Below are 17,156 nucleotides of genomic sequence, written 5' to 3' on the forward strand. Positions count from 1 at the left end.
CCAGCGGTATAACAGGTCATGCAGCTTACCCCCCCCCTACTCCGAGGAGTTGCTCCAGCGGCTCATCGGTGGCGAGTTCGCACAGCGCACCGTTGGGGAAACGGATCGCGCTCCGTCCGGCACCGACCTTGGGGGCAAGCTTCACCGACCCGGCCGGGAAGCTCAAATCCAGACCATCACCGCGAACCAGCAGCAGGTCTCCGGCCCGCTCCAGTACCACCGTCCGACGGGCCGAACTCCTGCCGTCAAAATAATATCCCCGTAATGGCTTCATAAGCCGATATCTATGCCGAACATATCGCCAATCTCTTCGCCGGCCGGGCCGACACCCTGGTGTCCCCAGCCGAGGAACCCCTCAAGATCGTCATGCAGATCGAGCGTCAGGTTCTCCAGCTTGTACCGGGTAATCCGTACCGATGCCCACGGCACCAGCAAGCCAAAGGAAAAGAGGATCGCCACCGCGCTTGAGATATAGAGCCAGGCCATGTCCCGTACCCTCAGCGTACTGATGAAACGGCTTTTCCGGATCCGGGTCGCGTTCCAGGACAGGTTGGTGAGCGCGGTCCTGATATAAATGGCAAAGTAGAGATAGACCAGGTTTAACAGCAGGATGATCAGCACGACGAACAGGGCAATCGCCTTGGGGGGGATACTGGCCCCGGTCTCGCCGATATCTCGGAAAAGTGGCAGAAACTCGCTCCAGACCGCGGAAAAAAATACCAGCCCGGCAATGATGGCCAGAATGAGCAGGACGAACCACCCGGCTGCCTTGAGAAACAGCAGATAAAACTCACTCGCGGTTGCTTCGAATGAGAACCTGGTCCGGCCGTAGCCGCTGTTCTCGACGAAAAACTTCTTCTGCCGGTATACCATGTACGGAAAGATCAGGCCAAGGGTAAGCGGCAGCAGCATCGGCAACGCGGCAAATACGAGATATGCCTCTGCATAGTCGGGGTCGAAGGTAAAACGGATGTTGCGATGATCGGAGTTGCGCAGGTTGAAGGACCGTGACCGGACGATCAGCCAGGGCATGGCCACAAAGAAGAGCAGACCGAGCACGGAACTGACTACCGGGTTCAGCTTGTTGCCGACGGAATAGAGGATAAAGCAGAGGGCGGCAATGAGCCAGCCGCGAAACAGGATCTTGGGGTCGGCGAGATAGTTGAACGTCGACTGCCCGAGTACGGTATTACCGTAAAAATACTGCCTCTTGCGCACCTTTGCCCAGGCCGAATAGATCCCGAGGGTCACCATCTTCAACAGGTTGTTGACGATCCAGATGCCGAAATACTCTTTCGCGCTGCCGGTAAAGGAGAAACGAAGCTTACGATGGACCGGCAGTGGTCCCGTTTCGTTACTATCTGCGTCTGAATCCGCACAGCGGGTGAGAGAGGGGGGCGTAACCTCCCTAGCCTGTTCCGGTTTATGATCGGCTGACGGCCGTGACGCCTCGGCAATGGTGAATCGCTGCCGGCACTTGGGGCAGATGGCGGCAGTAACCCCGGCAGGGATGGTGGAGTCATCAACATCGCGGCTGAATGAGCAGAACGGGCAGGTAATTGTTATCTGGGACATCGGGAACTCATGACAATGGGATAGTCAAATTATAGCAATGTCGCCGCAAATTACCGGGAAAATATCTCATGACCGAGTTTTTCCAGAAACGGTGCGCGCTCCTTGACCACCTGCGGGTTGGGGATATAGAGGTACTGCAGCGACTGGGCCGGGACCATCCGGTAGTTTTTGAGCAGGAAGCTCAACCGTGTAAACTCGCCGTGCATGAATTTACCGCTGTTCCACCCCTGGAGATAGGAAAACGGGGCAGCCACCAGGAGCAGCAGGGTCACCGGAATCAGGAGAATCCGGAATCCTGGCATTGATCCGGTCGTGGACAGGGCAGCCAGGATCGCAAGCAGCGAAACGGCGAATACCGCGGAAAACGTGGTGTAACGGGAGGCAAACGCAGCATCGATACCGGACCCGGCCCGCCCCAGGGTGATGGCAAAAAGCACCATCAGGCTGAACAGACCCAGGGCGATCCAGAACCGGAGCTCGACCAGCCGTTTTTTTGCTGTTGCAGCCGCCAGGGCAGCAATGAACGCCGCTAAAAACAGGAAACCAGCCGCAAAAGATACGTCTTCACGCCAGGCGACCAGGTTGCCCAGTGTCATGCAGAAAAACCGGAACCCCTCATAGGGGTGTTCCATTATATAGCTGATGGTCGGGTGCCCGGCCGGCTTGACGTAACCGGAAAAATAAAGCCCCCAGACAATGATACCGGCTCCCGCCAATAGCGCAGCCGGCCATTTATTCCTTTCTCCGGACAGGGCGGTCAACAGCACGGCGCAGGGCCAGAAAAACAGCCCCTGGCTCGACGAAAACGAACCGAGCAATCCTGACAGCAAGGCTGCAACGATCCAGTATGGGCCGGGCTCACACTGCTTCGAGCCGGCAAGGATATGAAAGGCGATCACCGGCAACAGCAGCGACAGCACGAGACCGATCTGAAACCCCCAGAGCAGGTTTTCACTCTGCCGGAAACTGCAGATGAGCAACGGAGCGATCAGTGCCAGCCAGCGGAACCCGGGAGATACCACCCCGGTAAAGCGATAAAAGCAGATCAGGCTTACAGCGATCAGCCCCGTGGCAGTGAGATACATCTGGTATTTGAGATTGAACGAGAACAGGGTGGTATTGGCAAGCATGATCAGGCGCGGCACGGCAATCCGGTGCTCGTTGTGCTGGGCAAAGAGCGCCCGGAAATCCAGGCCGCTCGTACCGGTTTTATTGATAAAGAGCAGGGCGTCCCATTCGTCGCCCCAGGGGATATTGACACCAAACCGCCAGACAAAGAACAGCAGTCCCAGCGAGATCAGGGAAAACAGCCCGTAGATTACACCATTATGCCACTGCCGTGTACCTTGCATAGCAACCCCTTCTGCATCTGAAAACTTCCTTACGCTACCCCGGCCAGTTCCAGCCGTCCCCCCCAGCGTCGGGCCAGTTCGGTTCTGATCCCGGCATGTTCCGGCTGTTTAAGCCCCGGGTCTGCCTCGGCCAGGGCGAACGCCTCTCGCCGGGCCTCTTCCAGGACCCTGCCGTCGCGTAGAATGTCGGCCACCCGGAACTCCGGCAGCCCTGCCTGACGGGTACCGAGAAAATCGCCCGGCCCCCTGATCTCCAGATCGGCCTCGGCGATCCGGAAGCCGTCGGTGGAGGATTCCATGACCCGGAGCCGTTTCTCGCCATCCTCTGACAACCTCTGCGAGGCGAGCAGAAAGCAACACGATTGCTCACTCCCCCGCCCCACCCGGCCGCGCAGCTGATGGAGCTGCGACAGGCCGAAGCGCTCGGCATGCTCGACAACCATGATCGTTGCATTGGGCACATCGATCCCGACCTCGATCACGGTTGTCGCCACCAGAATGTCGGTCTCCTGCGCCTTGAAGGCGCGCATCACCGCCTCTTTCTCCTCAGGCTTCATCCGGCCGTGGAGAAGTCCCACCCGCAGATCAGGGAAGATGTCGCTCTGCAGATGTTCGGCCATCTGGGCCGCGGCCTTCAGTTCGGACTTTTCCGCCTCCTCTACCAGCGGACAGATCAGGTATGCCTGGCGCCCGCTTTTCACCTCGGCGCGGATGGCGGCATACACCTGCGGCCGTCGGGACTCGAACATCACCCTGGTTTCGATCGGCGTGCGTCCCGGCGGCAGCTCGTCGATCACAGAGAGCGACAGGTCGCCAAAGACCGTCATGGCAAGGGTTCTGGGGATCGGCGTGGCGGTCATCACCAGGATGTCCGGGTTTTCCCCCTTTTTCCGGAGAATCCCACGCTGCAGCACCCCGAACCGGTGCTGCTCGTCAATGATCCCCATCCCCAGCCGCCGGAACTCCACCTTTTCCTGAATCACGGCATGGGTCCCGATCACGATCTGCGCCGAGCCGTCGGCAATCCGGGCAAATACCGCTTCGCGGGCCTTACCCTTGAACGATGAGGTCAGCAGCACCACCGATACCCCGAGTTCTTCGCACCAGCGATGGATATTGAGAAAATGCTGCTCGGCAAGGATCTCGGTCGGCGCCATGAACGCTACCTGGTAGCCATTCTCAACCGCCACCAGGGCAGCAAGTAACGCCACCAGGGTCTTGCCGCTCCCCACGTCACCCTGCACCAACCGGTGCATCGGGTGCGGCGCCATCATGTCTTCCTTGATCTCGGTCAGAACCCGGCGCTGGGCAGCGGTGAGCTGAAATGACAGCATCTGAAGCAGCAGTTTCGTGTACTTGTGCGTAACCGTAAAGCTGATCCCCGCCTCAAGCGTCACCCCTTGCCGCTTCAGGGCCATCCCGAGTTCCAGGTAGAAAAACTCGTCGAACACCAGCGTCCGGCGGGCCGGGAAGCTCCCCTGGTTGAGCTGCGCCATGTCGGTAACAGCTGCCGGGAAATGGGCCTCGCGCAATGCCTCCGAGATCGGTATCAGACTGTGCCGCTGCCGGACGCCGATTGGCAGGTGATCGGCCACGCAGCCGGCAAACCGCTCCACCACCTCCTTCAGCACCTTGCGCATGATCTTCTGCGACAGCCCCTCGGTAAGCGGGTATACCGGGACGATCCGGCCGAAGCTCGCCGGGTCGCGGGCCAGCGCAGTTGTGGCCTCCTCACCTTCGTTCAGCCACTCCACCTCCGGGTGGTGCACCTCACGCTGCAGGCCGTAATGGCCAACATGGCCGGTAAAGATCCCCCGGCGCCCGATCCGCCAGGTCCGCTTCATGAACACCGGGTTGAAATTGAACCATTTCAGGATAATTGCCCCGCTCTTGTCCCTGAGCAGAACCTCGAAATACCTGCGTCCACCCTTGGTGGTCATAGGTTCGGCAGCAGCCACCTCGCCGCAGAATAGCTGTATAGAACCGACGGCCAGGCGGTTGATCGGCATAATCGTGCTCCGGTCTTCATACCGGTGCGGCAACAGGTACAGCGCATCCTCGACCGTGTTGATCCCTTTGCGGACCATGGTCTCGGCCAGCTTCGGCCCGACCCCCTTGATGAACTGCATCGGCGTAGCGAGGTTTTTCCGGTCAACGGCCTCCTGAAGAGCAGGCTTTTGGGGTGACTTGGGTTCGCGTAGCGGCGAAAGCAACAGCCGCCCTGCGCCGTCCGGCTCCACGGAAATCCGGTCTCCGGGTGCGAGGCCGGCCTGTAGGGCAAGATCCGTGGGGATGGTCAGGCTGAGTTTTTCGTCGAGTTTGATGATCGGCATGGAGTTGTCCGGCACAAAATGCATTGCTCGGGGGGGATACTAGCACAGTTTAGTGGTGCGGCGCTATCATCTACTGGCATTTCAGGGCATGGCCGGATAATCCGATCAGACAGCGCCTGTCCGGACAGTTTTCTTTTGCTGTTTCTCTGCGTACATCATGGCGTCCGCACTGGACATCAATTCATCGATACTGGCGGGTGAACCGGGGATGTATTCCACAACCCCGACGCTTAAGGCCAGCTCAAAGGCAAAGGTCTTACGGCTGTTCCAGCGGGCAAGATTTTCGAACAAACGTTGCTTGATCTGCTCTTCGGCGTTGGGATCCCTGTTATGTACCGTCAGGATCGCAAATTCATCTCCCCCGATGCGGCCGATAATATCCGAAGCCCGAAAGGTGTTGTTCAGGATTGCGGATGCTTCGACCAGCGCCTGATCGCCGGATTTATGGCCGCAAGTGTCGTTGATCAGCTTGAAATCATCCAGGTCGATATAGAGCAGGAAGGCGCCGGTTCCACTCCGCTGCAGAATCGTCAGCTGTTTTTCCACCGCTGCTGTAAAACCGCGCCGGTTCAACAACCCGGTCAGAGTATCGGTCACCGATAGTTGCTGGAAAATTTCCTTGGATTGATCAAGCTCGGTCATGCTTTTATCGGCCAGATAGGTACTTAAAAGCCCTCCGGCAAGCAGCAGGATGATCACCGGCAGCATGGTTCTCTGTTCGTGTTTTTTCATATTCTCAAAGGTCTGTTTCATCTGGGTGATGTTGCGGTAGATCTCAAATGCACCTACGGCAACACCATTATCGATAATCGGCACGTATGTCTCAATCATCTGAATATCGCCGACCACCTCGTTGTTATTGACAATCTTCACCTCGGAACGGGGCAGACCGTCAACGAGCATCTGCGGGAAAAACTTTTTCGAGGTGAGATGACCGACATCGGCTTGATCGGTCGAATAGACAATGACACCGCTTTTGGTAAAGATCTTGATCTTAGGAAGACCGACCGTGCGTTGAATATACTCGACACTCTTGATGAATTTTTCCGGAAGCGGCTGGTCCTGCGAAATCGGGGCGGTAAATTGATTACCTTTGACCATCCGTTTGGCCAGGACCTGCATCTCCTGCTCAACGCTGGTCACCAGGAACTCTTCATAGGCTGGATAGGCAATGAATTCAAGATAAAGAGGCAGGGAAATAACGATTAACACGGAAATCAGAGCAATGACGACGAGGATGATGTGTCTACGCATTTTGATCCATCAAAATGAATAAATTTAGATTAAACAATATGCCATATTCATACACCCGGAACAGGGGATGTCAAGCATCCCGACAATTCCTGGGATTGATGGATAAAATTGACTTCTGTGCGCCGGTCTGCCATTTTGTGATTATATAAGTTCTTATCCTGGATTTGATTCAGCAGAAGGGCCGGATCCGTCAGAGGATGATGGAGCGGCCTTTTTTCATAGGGAGTAATGTAAACATGCGGGGCGGTCTGCTTCAGACAATCAGCCGGGGAATTCGGCAACTAGCCCGGGGGGTCGGCCACGTTTTTCGGCCCGACAGGGAAGCGGACAATGCCAGGGTCCGGAGGGAAAACCCTGCGGTCCGTTTCCCACCTTGCTCCCTGTCAACTGCTGCTCTGAACCATTGCGACAACCGGCAATACCTTGATTCCGGCCTTGCCCATGCCCGGTTCATCATGCAGACGATCAGGGGGTACAGCTCCGACCAAAACCTTGTTATCTGCGAGTGGGGGTGCGGTCCGGGGCGGATTATCCAGCATCTGCAATCATTGGACAATGGCATTGCCCGCCTGATAGGTACCGACTGCCATGAGGCCAGCATGGACTGGTGCCGTGAAAACCTGCCGGCTATCGAATTCCAGACCAACGGGATGGCCCCGCCGCTCCTCCTTGCCACTGGTAGCATTGATGTTGTTTATTGCTGTGCAGTCTTTTCACACCTGGGAGAACCGCTCCACCACGCCTGGATCTCGGAAATCCTGCGGCTGCTCCGCCCCGGAGGGCTGCTGATCGCCACGGTCAACGGCAATAACCTTGAGGACCGGATGTCCGGAGACGAACTGGCTGCTTACCGGAACGGCAGCCTGATTGTACGTCCCGAAGGGAGAGAGGGAGAGACCGGTTTCGTCTCCTTTGCCGGCGACCGCTTCATCCGCGACTCCCTTTTCAATCGCTTTGAAAACATCACCAGGCTTGACGATACGCCATTTCTGCAAACGGTCTGGACTGCAACCGCACCCGCAACCTGAACCTTTGCAAACCCGGATCAGATGCCCGTTTATTAGACCGGTCAGCAGTCAATTCCTGCCATTATTGCTGCCGGTGTCCGTCAATTCATCCTCTTCCAACTGATCCCCCTTGCCATCAGGCAATGGCGATTTTTCCGGCTGCGGTTCGAGCAGATCGCCACCATGTTCGGGACAAAACTCCTGCGGTTCGGTTCCGCTTATGAAAAATTCATCCTCCCGCTCCGGACAGTCGAGCGTGGCCAAGTACCCCGTGGTAGGATCGATAGTGACTGAAACGACAGTAGCTGGTTTCTGAAAATCGAGCGCTGGTTTCCCTGCAAGAGCCTGGCGCATGAACCGCTCCCAGACCGGGACCGCGACGCTGCCTCCGGTGAATCCCTTTCCTCCCGGCTTCGGCCGGTCGTGTCCAACCCAGATACCTGCCACCAGCTGCGGCGTGTAGCCGACAAACCAGGCATCGCGGTAATCATCGGTAGTCCCGGTCTTGCCTGCTGCCGGGCGCTCCCGGGCAAACTTTTTCAACGACTTTGCGGTCCCGTATTCCAGTACGTCCCCGAGCATCCGAGTGGTCACGAAGGCGGCCGCCGGGGTCATTACCGGCGTCACCGCCGGAGGTGTCTCTGACCAGGTACGCCGGTTGCGGTCGTAGATCCGGACGATGGTGCGCGCTTCGGCACGCGCGCCGCCATTGGCCAACGGTGAGTAGGCCTGCACCAGTTCGTTCAGGGTCACCTCCTCCGTACCTAGAGCCAGGGAGAGGTCGTTCTGCGCCCGTAGCGGCAGCCCGATCCGTCGGGCATATTCCACAAAATACGGCACACCGATCGACTCCAGCAGTTTGATGGTAATAATATTGTTGGAATAGGCCAACGCCTGGCGCAGGGTCAGTTCACCGAACTGCTCCCGTCCGTAGTTCTGGGGGCGCCAGATCTCGTTATTGCCGCGATTGTAGGTTACCTGAGCGTCGTCCCATACCGTTGCCGCAGTTACCCCCTTCTCCAGCGCCGCGGCATAGATCAGCGGCTTGATAGCAGACCCTGGTTGCCGTCTGGCTGCAAAAGCCCGGTTATAAGGGCTCTTGGCAGCGTCAACCCCGCCGACCGCCGCCAGCACATCCCCGGTAGCCGGGTCCAATGCTAACAGAGCCCCCTGCAACTGCGGCGATATCTTCCTGATACCGTCGCTCAAGGTCTTTTCCGCCAGCTTTTGCAGGTTCAGATCCATGGCGGAGATGACATCCAGCCCTCCCTGTTCGACGATTTGAGCACCGTATCGCTCGATCAACTTTCCACGGATATGGGCCATATAATACGGGGCCTGACCGGCCGGGATAATGGTCGGCGGGTTGGCGCGCAACTTCTGCTTCTGGACGGACGAGATCATATTCAGGTCCACCATCCGCTTCAGCACCACATCCCGCCGTCCGGTTACCCGGGCCGGATCCCCCAGCGGGTTGTACCGGGCCGGGTTTTTCGGCACCCCGGCCAGCAGCGAGCATTCGGCGTCGGTCAACTCCTCCGGGTTCTTGTCGAAATATAGTCGCGCGGCCTGGGCAATCCCCCAGGCCCCGTTGCCGTAATAGATCTCGTTGAAATACATCTCCAGGATCTGCTTCTTACTGTATTTCTTTTCAAAATCCATTGCCATGCGCGCCTCGTCCAGCTTGCGCTCGATGGTCTTTTCCCCGGAAAGATACCTGTTTTTGATCAACTGCTGGGTGATGGTGGATCCCCCTTCGGCCAGCCGCCCCTTGACCACATCCTTGACCAGGGCGCGGGCGATCCCGCGGACATCGATGCCGCCATGCTCGTAAAACCGGGCATCCTCGACCGCCACCACGGCATTTTGCAGGAAGACCGGAATCCGGTCGATAGGGGTCCAGTATCTCTTGTCAGGGAGAATCCGGCCGACGAACCGCCCCTGATTATCAAAAACCTTGATGGAAGAGTAACCATGCGGCAGAGGGGGATATGATCCGGGCTGCTCCTTGGCCCAAACGGAGGAAACGAGTACCAGGCAGGAAAAACAGATGGATGTGACTATTCTGGCAAAAACAGTGGACACGGCTGACAAATCCTTTTCAGTATTGCTTGAATCGAGGCTTAGTCTGACCCATGAGACAGCCAAAGTCAATCGTCGGTTTAATGAATAAAATGGGGGGATCGCAGCACCGGTTCATTCGGCGCAGCAGGAAAGCCGGGTAATGTCGCGCGAGAACCCCTGGGCGCAGAGACGCAGACCTTCGCTCATGGAGGGGTAGACCGGCAGCGTAGAAGCCAGGTCGTCGATCGTGGCCCGGAGCCGCAACGCCAGCGCAGCCTCGTTGATTAGTTCTGCGCCCCGGTGGCAGATCAGGTGCACGCCGAGGAGCCGGCCTGATGGGCGATCAGCCACCATCTTGATCACCCCGGCGCGGTGCCCGGTTACCCGGGACTTGGGAATTGCGGAGACCGGCATTACGTTGACCAGGGTATCAAACCCGGCCTGGCGAGCGCCCTGCTCGGTATGGCCGACCAGCCCCAGTTCCGGATCGGTGAAAATCGCCATCGGTGCGGTCAGATAGTCCATCGGGCAGCCACAGCCGGCATTGAACATGTCATCAACCGCAACGACCCCTTCTCTGGCTCCGACAGTGGCGATCATCATGCCGCCGGTGACATCGCCTGCCCCCCAGATGCCGGGAGTCGATGTGCGCATGTGACTGTCTGTTATAACAAACCCTTTGCGGTCCACATCTACCTCTGCCAGGTCGAGACCGATACCGGCAGTGGCCGGCGCAGTGCCGACAGCAATCAAAAGCTTTTCACCCGTGAATTCATGACTGACACCGGCAACATCGGCGCTCACCGTAGTCATCCCCGCTGAGCCGGCCACCGAGCAGATCGACGAATTAAGGACGATCCGCACCCCCTCATCGACCAGAACCTCCTGCAGGGCTTCGCTCAACTCCGGCTCAACTGACGGCAGAATACGGGGGCCATGTTCGAGGATGGTCACCTTGCAGCCGAGCCGGTTGAACATCTGCCCAAGTTCGACGGCAATGACACCGCCACCGATGATGAGCAACGACGCCGGCAGGCTTTTCAAGAGCAGCGCCGATCGACTGGTAAGAAAACCGACCTCGTTCAGCCCCGGTATTGCCGGAATCCGGGGAAAACCGCCGACTGCAACAAGAAATCGCTCGGCATGATACCGGCGATCAACCACTTCGATGGTTCGGGAATCGAGAAAACGGGCCGTGCCTTTGATCAGCTCCAGACCGGCTACGTTCTGCAGGACATCCAGGTATCGTTCCTGCCGAAGGTTCAGGACCACCTGTTCGCGATGCAGTGCCAGCCGCTCGACATCAACCTGGTCCCGCCAGTCGCCCAGCCCGATAGCGGCGCCAAGACGGGCTTCATGGCTGAACAGCGCGGCATGGATCATGGTTTTGCTGGGTATGCATCCCCAGTTGATGCAAGTTCCGCCAAGCACGCTTTTCTCGATCATCGCCACCCGAGCCCCATAGGAGGTAGCATGCAGAGCCGCAGCAAAGGCGGTCGATCCTGAGCCGAGTATGATCAGGTCCGGTTTGTTGTTCAGTCGCTTTTTCATGAAGAACAGTCTAGCAAATGGCCCGGCCACCGCAATCAGCCAGTGCCATTATCGGAAAATATCAGGGGGATCGACTCGGTTCTGTACCGTCCGCAATAATTCGAGCTGGCCCCGTACTCCTGGGACCGGCCTTAGTCGAGCAGCCTCAAGGAGAGGCGGAACAGCTTCCTCGGCGCTGCAGCGCGGAAAAGATACCGCTGCCAGATGGTGCATCAGCTTCATGGTTCTCAAGGCATCGAACCATTCATGGAACGATGACAAAAAAGCCTCGCTTGTCTTTTTCACCTGCGCGATCCGATCCCAGGAGGCGACAAACCGTTCCCCTTCCAGATATTCGGCCAGCAAATGGGAGACAAGCACTGCCTGCCTCATAACCTCATCGCCGGAAGCGCCACAGGATGCCGAAGCCAGGGAGAGAAACGATCCGAGGAGGGCAAAAGAGCCGGGGTGATAGAACTGAATGGCCGTTTCAGCACCGGCCAGCGCCTTTGACACACTGCGGCCGGTACCGAACGGGACCCGGTGCGAAGGACGTGGCGACGGCAAGACCATGGTGCCGCTCAGTTGCTCGACCCCGGCAATCTTTCGCAATTGCTGCAGAAAGTAGAAATCCTCACCCGCTGTGCGGGTATTCATACCGCCGGAGCGGAGATATGCCGTGCCGGTGCAGGCCATGGCGCTCCCGACGGTATGAAAGGCATAAGGTGACCCGGCCAGGTTCAGGCCAAGGACATAACTCCGGAGGAACAGCTCGTACCGGTCGATGATATCCTGACCGGTAGCCGTAGCCGCCTCCTGGTGGCGAAACGGAATTACAGCGCCGCCACAGGCAGAGCTGCGAAAATGCCTGGTTATTGCCGGGAGGTAATCCGGGCCCACCAAGGTATCGGCGTCTAGCGCTACCAGCAGCGGCCCTCCGGAGTGGACGTTCCAACTGAGTCTCGGGAGTACCAGGTCAAAGCCGATCTTGCGCGCCATCCCGACTCCCCCCCCTTTTACCGGTAGTTCGAGCCCGGGGGAAGCAGCATCGACCCAGGCCAGGTTCAGCACGGTTGTCGTTGCCAACTGTTCAAGCATCTCCAGGGTGGCGAGATTGTCCGCCTTGTCGGCGGAAGCTGCATCAGTTCGGTGGTTTACCACCACAAGGATCAGAAACAGTTTGAGATCATCAGCTGGATTTTGTGCCAGCGATGCGAGCGTTGCCGGAAGATTGGCGTTCTCGGCCAGAGACGGGATGACTACCGCGCCATGAAATCCGGCAGCGGTGTGCCCGGCAATAGACCAAGGCGCGGCAATGGCGCGACCGGACAGGTAGGCTCCCAGGCGACGATCAGCAGGCATGAGCGGCCAAGCCGTGATGATCGAGGATGGATTTTGCACGGCTGAGCGGATCGTGATCCCCGTCAAGCCAGTGAATGACCGCGCCGTTTCGCTCCATCCGGCGGAACCAGGTCTCCTGGCGCTTGGCAAAATCGTGAATGGCGCTGTTCAGCTTCTGGAACATGTCGTTCCGATTGGTTTCGCCGCGCAGGTAACCGGCGATGTAACGGTATTCCAGGCCGAAATAATCGAGCCGCTCCCAGGAAATCCCCGCGTCATGAAGCCGCGCCACCTCGTCGATCATGCCGCTCTGCAGCCGCTCCTTGAGACGGGCAGTGATCCGTTGCCTCAGGATCGTACGTTCCCAGCGGATGCCGAATATCAGCGGTTTGATCTCCGGCAGCGGTTCCGGTTCGCACCGCTGTTCATGCTCGGCAATCTCGATTGCGCGCACAACCCGCTCCCGATCCAGAAGATCGGTGGTATTGTGCAGCCGGGTCGCAATCTTCTGCAATCTCTCCTTGAGGTCAGCCACGGCAAGCTGGGCCAATTCCGCGCGCAGAGCATTGTTTACCGGTGCTTCCACGAGCCGGTGCCCTCTAAGGAGCGATTCCAGATACAGACCGGTGCCGCCGACGAGCAGCGGCAGCCGGCCACGACGAAGGATATCCTCCCAGGCACGAATGGCTTCACGTTGAAAATGAAACAGGCTGAACTCCTCACCGGGATCGCAAATATCGATGAGATGGTACGGCACCCTGCCGTACTCGGAAAGATCCTTGCCGGTGCCGATATCCATGCCGCGGTAGACCTGCCTGGAGTCGGCAGAGATGATCTCGCCTCCGGTCACCCCGGCAATACCGACGCCAAGACGGGTCTTTCCGGAGGCAGTCGGACCGAGGACGACAATTAGGTTTATCAGGGTACTGTCACTTGTCACGAGGATTCCACCTTGGGGAAATCACAAGAAAAGCCGCCCCAATGGAGCGACTTTTCCGCATTTGCGGTATTAAGTATTTCGGTCAGCAAATCGGGTTGCCGCGGGTTTCAGTATCGTAGATATTGAGCAGCATCTCCGGTGTCAGGATACACTCCTTGGTCTGCTCGCCCGTTTTCCCCTCGTGAACCCATTTGAGCGCATCGCCGCTCTCCCGGTGGGTAACGGTAAGGCGGTTTCCGGTAATCCGTTTTACTTCGTTCAACATCTGATCCATGGTGAGCAGTTCGATTCCGCCGATCTCCTCGTTCGGAGACAGATTTTCCAGAAACCGGTCCAGAAGATCGTAATCGACGAAATCGTTCTCTTTCCGCCACCACCGGACGAACCGATGTTCGCTCGTCACGCTGTCGGTCACTACTGATCTTACGTCAAGCCCTTTCATGGCGTACTCCTTTCCGGCCAAAGCACACGTCTCTGACCCTCCATACAATTCCTTTCTTCCTGTTTACAGTATACTCCAATTCACTGCCAGAGGGCCACTCTCCTTTGCAGGGCCAGGGCTTTTAAGCAATTGTCTGAAATACCCCACTCTGAAATCGTCTGCAACAATTGGTCAAAAAAAAGACCCCGCAACCCCATAAATGGGAGGCGAGGCCTTGAAATAAGGGCCGGCTGGACTTCCCGGCCCTCTTCCAGGCTGACTATTTCAGTAACGGTTTCGGCGTACTATCCGAATTGGGCGGCAAGATCGGGTACACGACGTGCGGCTGTTTCCCGTTCAGGGTCTTCAGAAATGCCACGATCTTTGCGTCTTCATCGGCATTCAGGGTGATTCCGAGCTGCGAGGAACCCATGATTTTGACCGCATCGGTCAATGTCCACACCTTGCCGGAGTGGAAATACGGGGGCGTCAGCTCGATGTTGCGCAGTGACGGCGATTTGAAGACATATTTATCCGCTGCCGTATTGGTGACCTTAAAGCGCCCGAAGTCTTCGGTCGGCCTGGTATTGGCATCAGGGCTCTCTTTGACGCCAAAGGGGAAGTACCCGGCGCCGCCGATATTGACCCCGTTGTGGCAGGTCGAGCATCCCTTGGCCATAAACAGTTTCAAACCTTCATGCTCTTTGCTGGAAAGCGCTTTGCGGTCGCCCTTTAAATAACGGTCAAAACGGGAATCCGGGGTTATCAGCGTAGCCTCGAACACCTCTATGGCCCGGGCCATGTTGTCAAAGGTTATCGGATCCTTTTCGCCGGGGAACGCTTTATTGAATTGCGGCAGATATCCCGGTACACTCTTGAGGGTCTCCACAACACGTTCCGGCTTGTTGTTCATCTCCACCGACGCCTGCACCGGCCCTTTGGCCTGGGCCTCAAGGTCTTTTGCCCGGCCGTCCCAGAACTGGGCGATATTGAACACGGCATTCAAGACCGTCGGTGCGTTACGCGGACCTTTCTGCCAGCCGTGACCGGTTGATGTCTCTTGGATATCCACCCCGCCCAGGCCGACGTTATGGCAGGTATTACAGCTTATCAGGCTTGATGACGACAGCCGCGGGTCAAAAAAGAGCATTTTGCCCAGCTCAATTTTGGCTGGGGTTGCAGCGTTATTTTTCAGGACCGGCGGCTTTTCCGGCACCGGCTTGAATACAGCCCTGGCCTGGCTCATTGTGTCGTCCTTTCCCCAGGCAACGCCTCCTGCCAGAAGCAATACCATTACACCACTCGTGATTTGCCAATTCATTGTTTCCTCCTTTTTCCTGTTTGTACTGATCCGGGAACCTGGATCAGCGGATAAACCTGACATTCCGCACGAGAGCCGCATTCGCTTAGCGCGATTAATGACCGCCGTTTTCAGGTTGAATCTCTATGGGATTCCTGTTTAGGGGATGTTACCGGACTATTTTGGGTGGTGAAATAATTGGAAGGATAATCAGCGGGAGATACTGCTCGGGTTCAGCAGACAGAAGCATCCTTATTCCCTGGTCCGTGGCAGGCGATGATGCGGATGCGGGAATTGGATATTCCGGGCTCCATTCATCATTTGACTCGACTCGTTCAGAGCCGGTATCTTCACATTCAAGGCACATAACTCCTGAACCGGTGAAAACCTTGCCATTACCGGAATCTGCAACTGCTTGCAAGAGATGCGCTACAGGATCCAGCCCAAAAGAAATCAGCAGCAGGAGAAATATCAGATGCAGGAAAAGATTAGTGATTGATCGATAATGCATTGCCATAATGACCCCAGTCAGTCAACAAGACCAACCTGATCCTTTTTATCACATACACCCATGGTGTCAATAATATTTTACCAAATATCCTGGTTGTTGCTGATCTGCCTTTAAATGAGGCGTGCTACAGCCCTCCTGATAGTACGAAATGAACCTTGAAACTAGCCATGTAACGATTCGTAGATGGCATCGAATATCCGCTCGATGCGGAAAAAGGTCTCAAGAACTGCAGGATCGAAATGGCTGCGTGGCTTGATCCGTTCATCCCCTTCATGGAAGATCCGCATGGTCTCGGCGTGCGTGTAGCCGGGTTTATAGCTTCTATTGGAGCGCAAGGCATCATACACGTCTGCCAGCTTTACGATCCGGCCGGGAAGCGGAATCGATTCACCCTTCAAGCCTGAGGGATAACCGCTGCCGTCCCAGTTTTCGTGGTGGGCTATGGCAATCTCACGCGCTACCTGAAGACGCTGGGAGTCACCGAGGATCTGCTCGCCAAAGGCAGGGTGCTGACGGATCAGTTCCATCTCGTCATGATCGAGCGGACCTTTTTTCAAAAGGATTGCCGATGGAATTTTTATCTTCCCGACATCATGCATCTGAGCTGAATAGGAAATTGTATCGACCAACTGGTCAGGAACGCCCATATTGGCGGCCAAGGCGCCGGCATAACGGTTGACCCGCTTGATATGGTTGCCGGTATCCTCCTCCGCCGCTTCACAGGCGCGGGCCAGCGCCTCGATGGTGTAGATGAACGCCTGTTCGGTTTCCCACAACTCACCCGACAGCGTCACCAACGAAGATATAAGTACCGACAGTCCCCTTAAAACAGTGGCATCGTACGTGGAACAGTTACCGGGATAATTGAAGGCGCTGACCACCCCCTGCCGTTCTCCGGCAATCCGGCAGGTCACGAAATTCCTGATTGGACCGGACACGAAACGACGCACCGCCTCTGGAAACTGCTTCTGAAAATCCTCTATGGTTGCCGAGAGTTCGTTCCAGTTGACCGCAACTACGTCTTCCCCCGCCTCTGTCAAGGCCATGCCGGAACCGTAAGCAGAAGCAAGGTCAATCACGACCTGATCGGATCGCTCCACCAGTTCGTGTTCCACCAGATGGAATACCCTGCCGCGCGCCGCTCCATGCGCCCGGTCGGAAAACAGGATCATGATACAGGCCGGTCCCCGTCGCCCCCTCCCGCCAAGAACCTTTGCCAGCGCTTCCACATACAGTTCGCTCCCGCAGAACCGCCGGCGGCTTATCCGCCTCATCTCAGTTTCGGTCAGGCGGAGCAGTTCCTGCAACTGTTGCAGAGCCATTTCGCAAGATTCATTCGACATATATCTAGCCTAGCACCTCCACGGTCAACTGCAACTTTGCCGGTTCAATCCCAAGTTGATGTTCTTCTGACGGATCTGCCGGGAAATGGTCTCATAGCGACGGTGATAACCGACCCTTTGCCCTGGAAAGCAAAGATAACTCTTTCCAAATAGATCAACCCAACAACCTCATGTCTAACTTCAGG

General features: G+C 57.0%; 14 protein-coding genes. 1 reads left to right on the forward strand and 13 read right to left on the reverse strand.

The window, feature by feature from the left end; all coding sequences use genetic code 11:
• Positions 1–25: 25 nt before the first annotated feature.
• The 5 genes from OR1_RS22885 to OR1_RS21050 form a co-directional block, all read right to left on the reverse strand.
• Positions 26–274 (reverse strand): hypothetical protein, encoded by a 249-nt coding sequence (locus OR1_RS22885; RefSeq protein ID WP_237754332.1) that lies wholly within the window; start codon positions 272–274, stop codon positions 26–28.
• Positions 271–1,575, reverse strand: a complete 1,305-nt coding sequence (locus OR1_RS16510) for a DUF898 family protein (RefSeq protein ID WP_041973178.1) — start codon at positions 1,573–1,575, stop codon at positions 271–273. The genes OR1_RS22885 and OR1_RS16510 overlap by 4 nt, the downstream gene beginning before the upstream one ends.
• Before the next feature lie 50 nt (positions 1,576–1,625).
• Entirely contained in the window at positions 1,626–2,927 is a 1,302-nt protein-coding gene (locus OR1_RS16515) for a hypothetical protein (RefSeq protein ID WP_041973181.1), read from the reverse strand.
• A gap of 29 nt (positions 2,928–2,956) precedes the next feature.
• A complete protein-coding gene (recG, locus tag OR1_RS16520) occupies positions 2,957–5,260 on the reverse strand; it encodes an ATP-dependent DNA helicase RecG (protein WP_041973276.1) in 2,304 nt (767 codons plus the stop codon).
• A 105-nt stretch (positions 5,261–5,365) separates the two neighbouring features.
• Positions 5,366–6,514, reverse strand: a complete 1,149-nt coding sequence (locus OR1_RS21050; RefSeq protein WP_052440559.1) for a GGDEF domain-containing protein — start codon at positions 6,512–6,514, stop codon at positions 5,366–5,368.
• Positions 6,515–6,750: 236 nt separating this feature from the next.
• On the opposite strand from OR1_RS21050, the gene OR1_RS16530 reads away from it, so the two are divergent.
• Positions 6,751–7,542, forward strand: a complete 792-nt coding sequence (locus OR1_RS16530; RefSeq protein WP_041973183.1) for a class I SAM-dependent methyltransferase — start codon at positions 6,751–6,753, stop codon at positions 7,540–7,542.
• A gap of 48 nt (positions 7,543–7,590) precedes the next feature.
• On the opposite strand, the gene OR1_RS16535 is transcribed toward OR1_RS16530, so the two are convergent.
• From OR1_RS16535 to OR1_RS16570, 8 genes are all read right to left on the reverse strand, one after another.
• Complete coding sequence (locus OR1_RS16535) at positions 7,591–9,606, reverse strand: transglycosylase domain-containing protein (RefSeq protein WP_041973185.1); 2,016 nt, start codon at positions 9,604–9,606, stop codon at positions 7,591–7,593.
• Between the two features lie 111 nt (positions 9,607–9,717).
• The gene (gene merA / locus OR1_RS16540) at positions 9,718–11,136 is read right to left on the reverse strand and encodes a mercury(II) reductase (RefSeq protein WP_082003002.1); all 1,419 of its coding nucleotides are present in this window, start codon (positions 11,134–11,136) and stop codon (positions 9,718–9,720) included.
• Positions 11,137–11,184: 48 nt separating this feature from the next.
• Entirely contained in the window at positions 11,185–12,477 is a 1,293-nt protein-coding gene (locus OR1_RS16545; protein WP_041973187.1) for a glycosyltransferase family 2 protein, read from the reverse strand.
• On the reverse strand, positions 12,467–13,396 hold the full coding sequence (miaA, locus tag OR1_RS16550) for a tRNA (adenosine(37)-N6)-dimethylallyltransferase MiaA (protein WP_041973189.1): 930 nt from the start codon (positions 13,394–13,396) through the stop codon (positions 12,467–12,469). Before miaA ends, OR1_RS16545 begins: the two co-directional genes overlap by 11 nt.
• A gap of 82 nt (positions 13,397–13,478) precedes the next feature.
• Positions 13,479–13,838 carry a hypothetical protein gene (locus OR1_RS16555; protein WP_041973192.1) on the reverse strand — a complete coding sequence of 120 codons (360 nt, stop codon included), beginning with the start codon at positions 13,836–13,838 and terminating at the stop codon, positions 13,479–13,481.
• 259 nt (positions 13,839–14,097) lie between these two features.
• Complete coding sequence (locus tag OR1_RS16560) at positions 14,098–15,138, reverse strand: cytochrome-c peroxidase (RefSeq protein WP_041973194.1); 1,041 nt, start codon at positions 15,136–15,138, stop codon at positions 14,098–14,100.
• Positions 15,139–15,286: 148 nt separating this feature from the next.
• Positions 15,287–15,634, reverse strand: coding sequence for a hypothetical protein (locus tag OR1_RS16565; protein WP_041973196.1), 348 nt, complete (start codon positions 15,632–15,634; stop codon positions 15,287–15,289).
• A gap of 155 nt (positions 15,635–15,789) precedes the next feature.
• Positions 15,790–16,971, reverse strand: coding sequence for an HD-GYP domain-containing protein (locus OR1_RS16570; protein ID WP_041973199.1), 1,182 nt, complete (start codon positions 16,969–16,971; stop codon positions 15,790–15,792).
• Positions 16,972–17,156: the final 185 nt, after the last annotated feature.

This window comes from Geobacter sp. OR-1 (assembly GCF_000813145.1).
GTDB lineage: Bacteria > Desulfobacterota > Desulfuromonadia > Geobacterales > DSM-12255 > Geoanaerobacter.

What these genes read in the sequence shown, in the direction of transcription:
- OR1_RS22885 (WP_237754332.1), bottom strand. Translation starts at nt 274, where the DNA reads ATGAAGCCATTACGGGGATATTATTTTGACGGCAGGAGTTCGGCCCGT.
- OR1_RS16510 (WP_041973178.1), bottom strand. Translation starts at nt 1,575, where the DNA reads ATGTCCCAGATAACAATTACCTGCCCGTTCTGCTCATTCAGCCGCGAT.
- OR1_RS16515 (WP_041973181.1), bottom strand. Translation starts at nt 2,927, where the DNA reads ATGCAAGGTACACGGCAGTGGCATAATGGTGTAATCTACGGGCTGTTT.
- recG (WP_041973276.1), bottom strand. Translation starts at nt 5,260, where the DNA reads ATGCCGATCATCAAACTCGACGAAAAACTCAGCCTGACCATCCCCACG.
- OR1_RS21050 (WP_052440559.1), bottom strand. Translation starts at nt 6,514, where the DNA reads ATGCGTAGACACATCATCCTCGTCGTCATTGCTCTGATTTCCGTGTTA.
- OR1_RS16530 (WP_041973183.1), top strand. Translation starts at nt 6,751, where the DNA reads ATGCGGGGCGGTCTGCTTCAGACAATCAGCCGGGGAATTCGGCAACTA.
- merA (WP_082003002.1), bottom strand. Translation starts at nt 11,136, where the DNA reads ATGAAAAAGCGACTGAACAACAAACCGGACCTGATCATACTCGGCTCA.
- OR1_RS16545 (WP_041973187.1), bottom strand. Translation starts at nt 12,477, where the DNA reads ATGCCTGCTGATCGTCGCCTGGGAGCCTACCTGTCCGGTCGCGCCATT.
- OR1_RS16555 (WP_041973192.1), bottom strand. Translation starts at nt 13,838, where the DNA reads ATGAAAGGGCTTGACGTAAGATCAGTAGTGACCGACAGCGTGACGAGC.
- OR1_RS16560 (WP_041973194.1), bottom strand. Translation starts at nt 15,138, where the DNA reads ATGAATTGGCAAATCACGAGTGGTGTAATGGTATTGCTTCTGGCAGGA.
- OR1_RS16565 (WP_041973196.1), bottom strand. Translation starts at nt 15,634, where the DNA reads ATGGCAATGCATTATCGATCAATCACTAATCTTTTCCTGCATCTGATA.
- OR1_RS16570 (WP_041973199.1), bottom strand. Translation starts at nt 16,971, where the DNA reads ATGTCGAATGAATCTTGCGAAATGGCTCTGCAACAGTTGCAGGAACTG.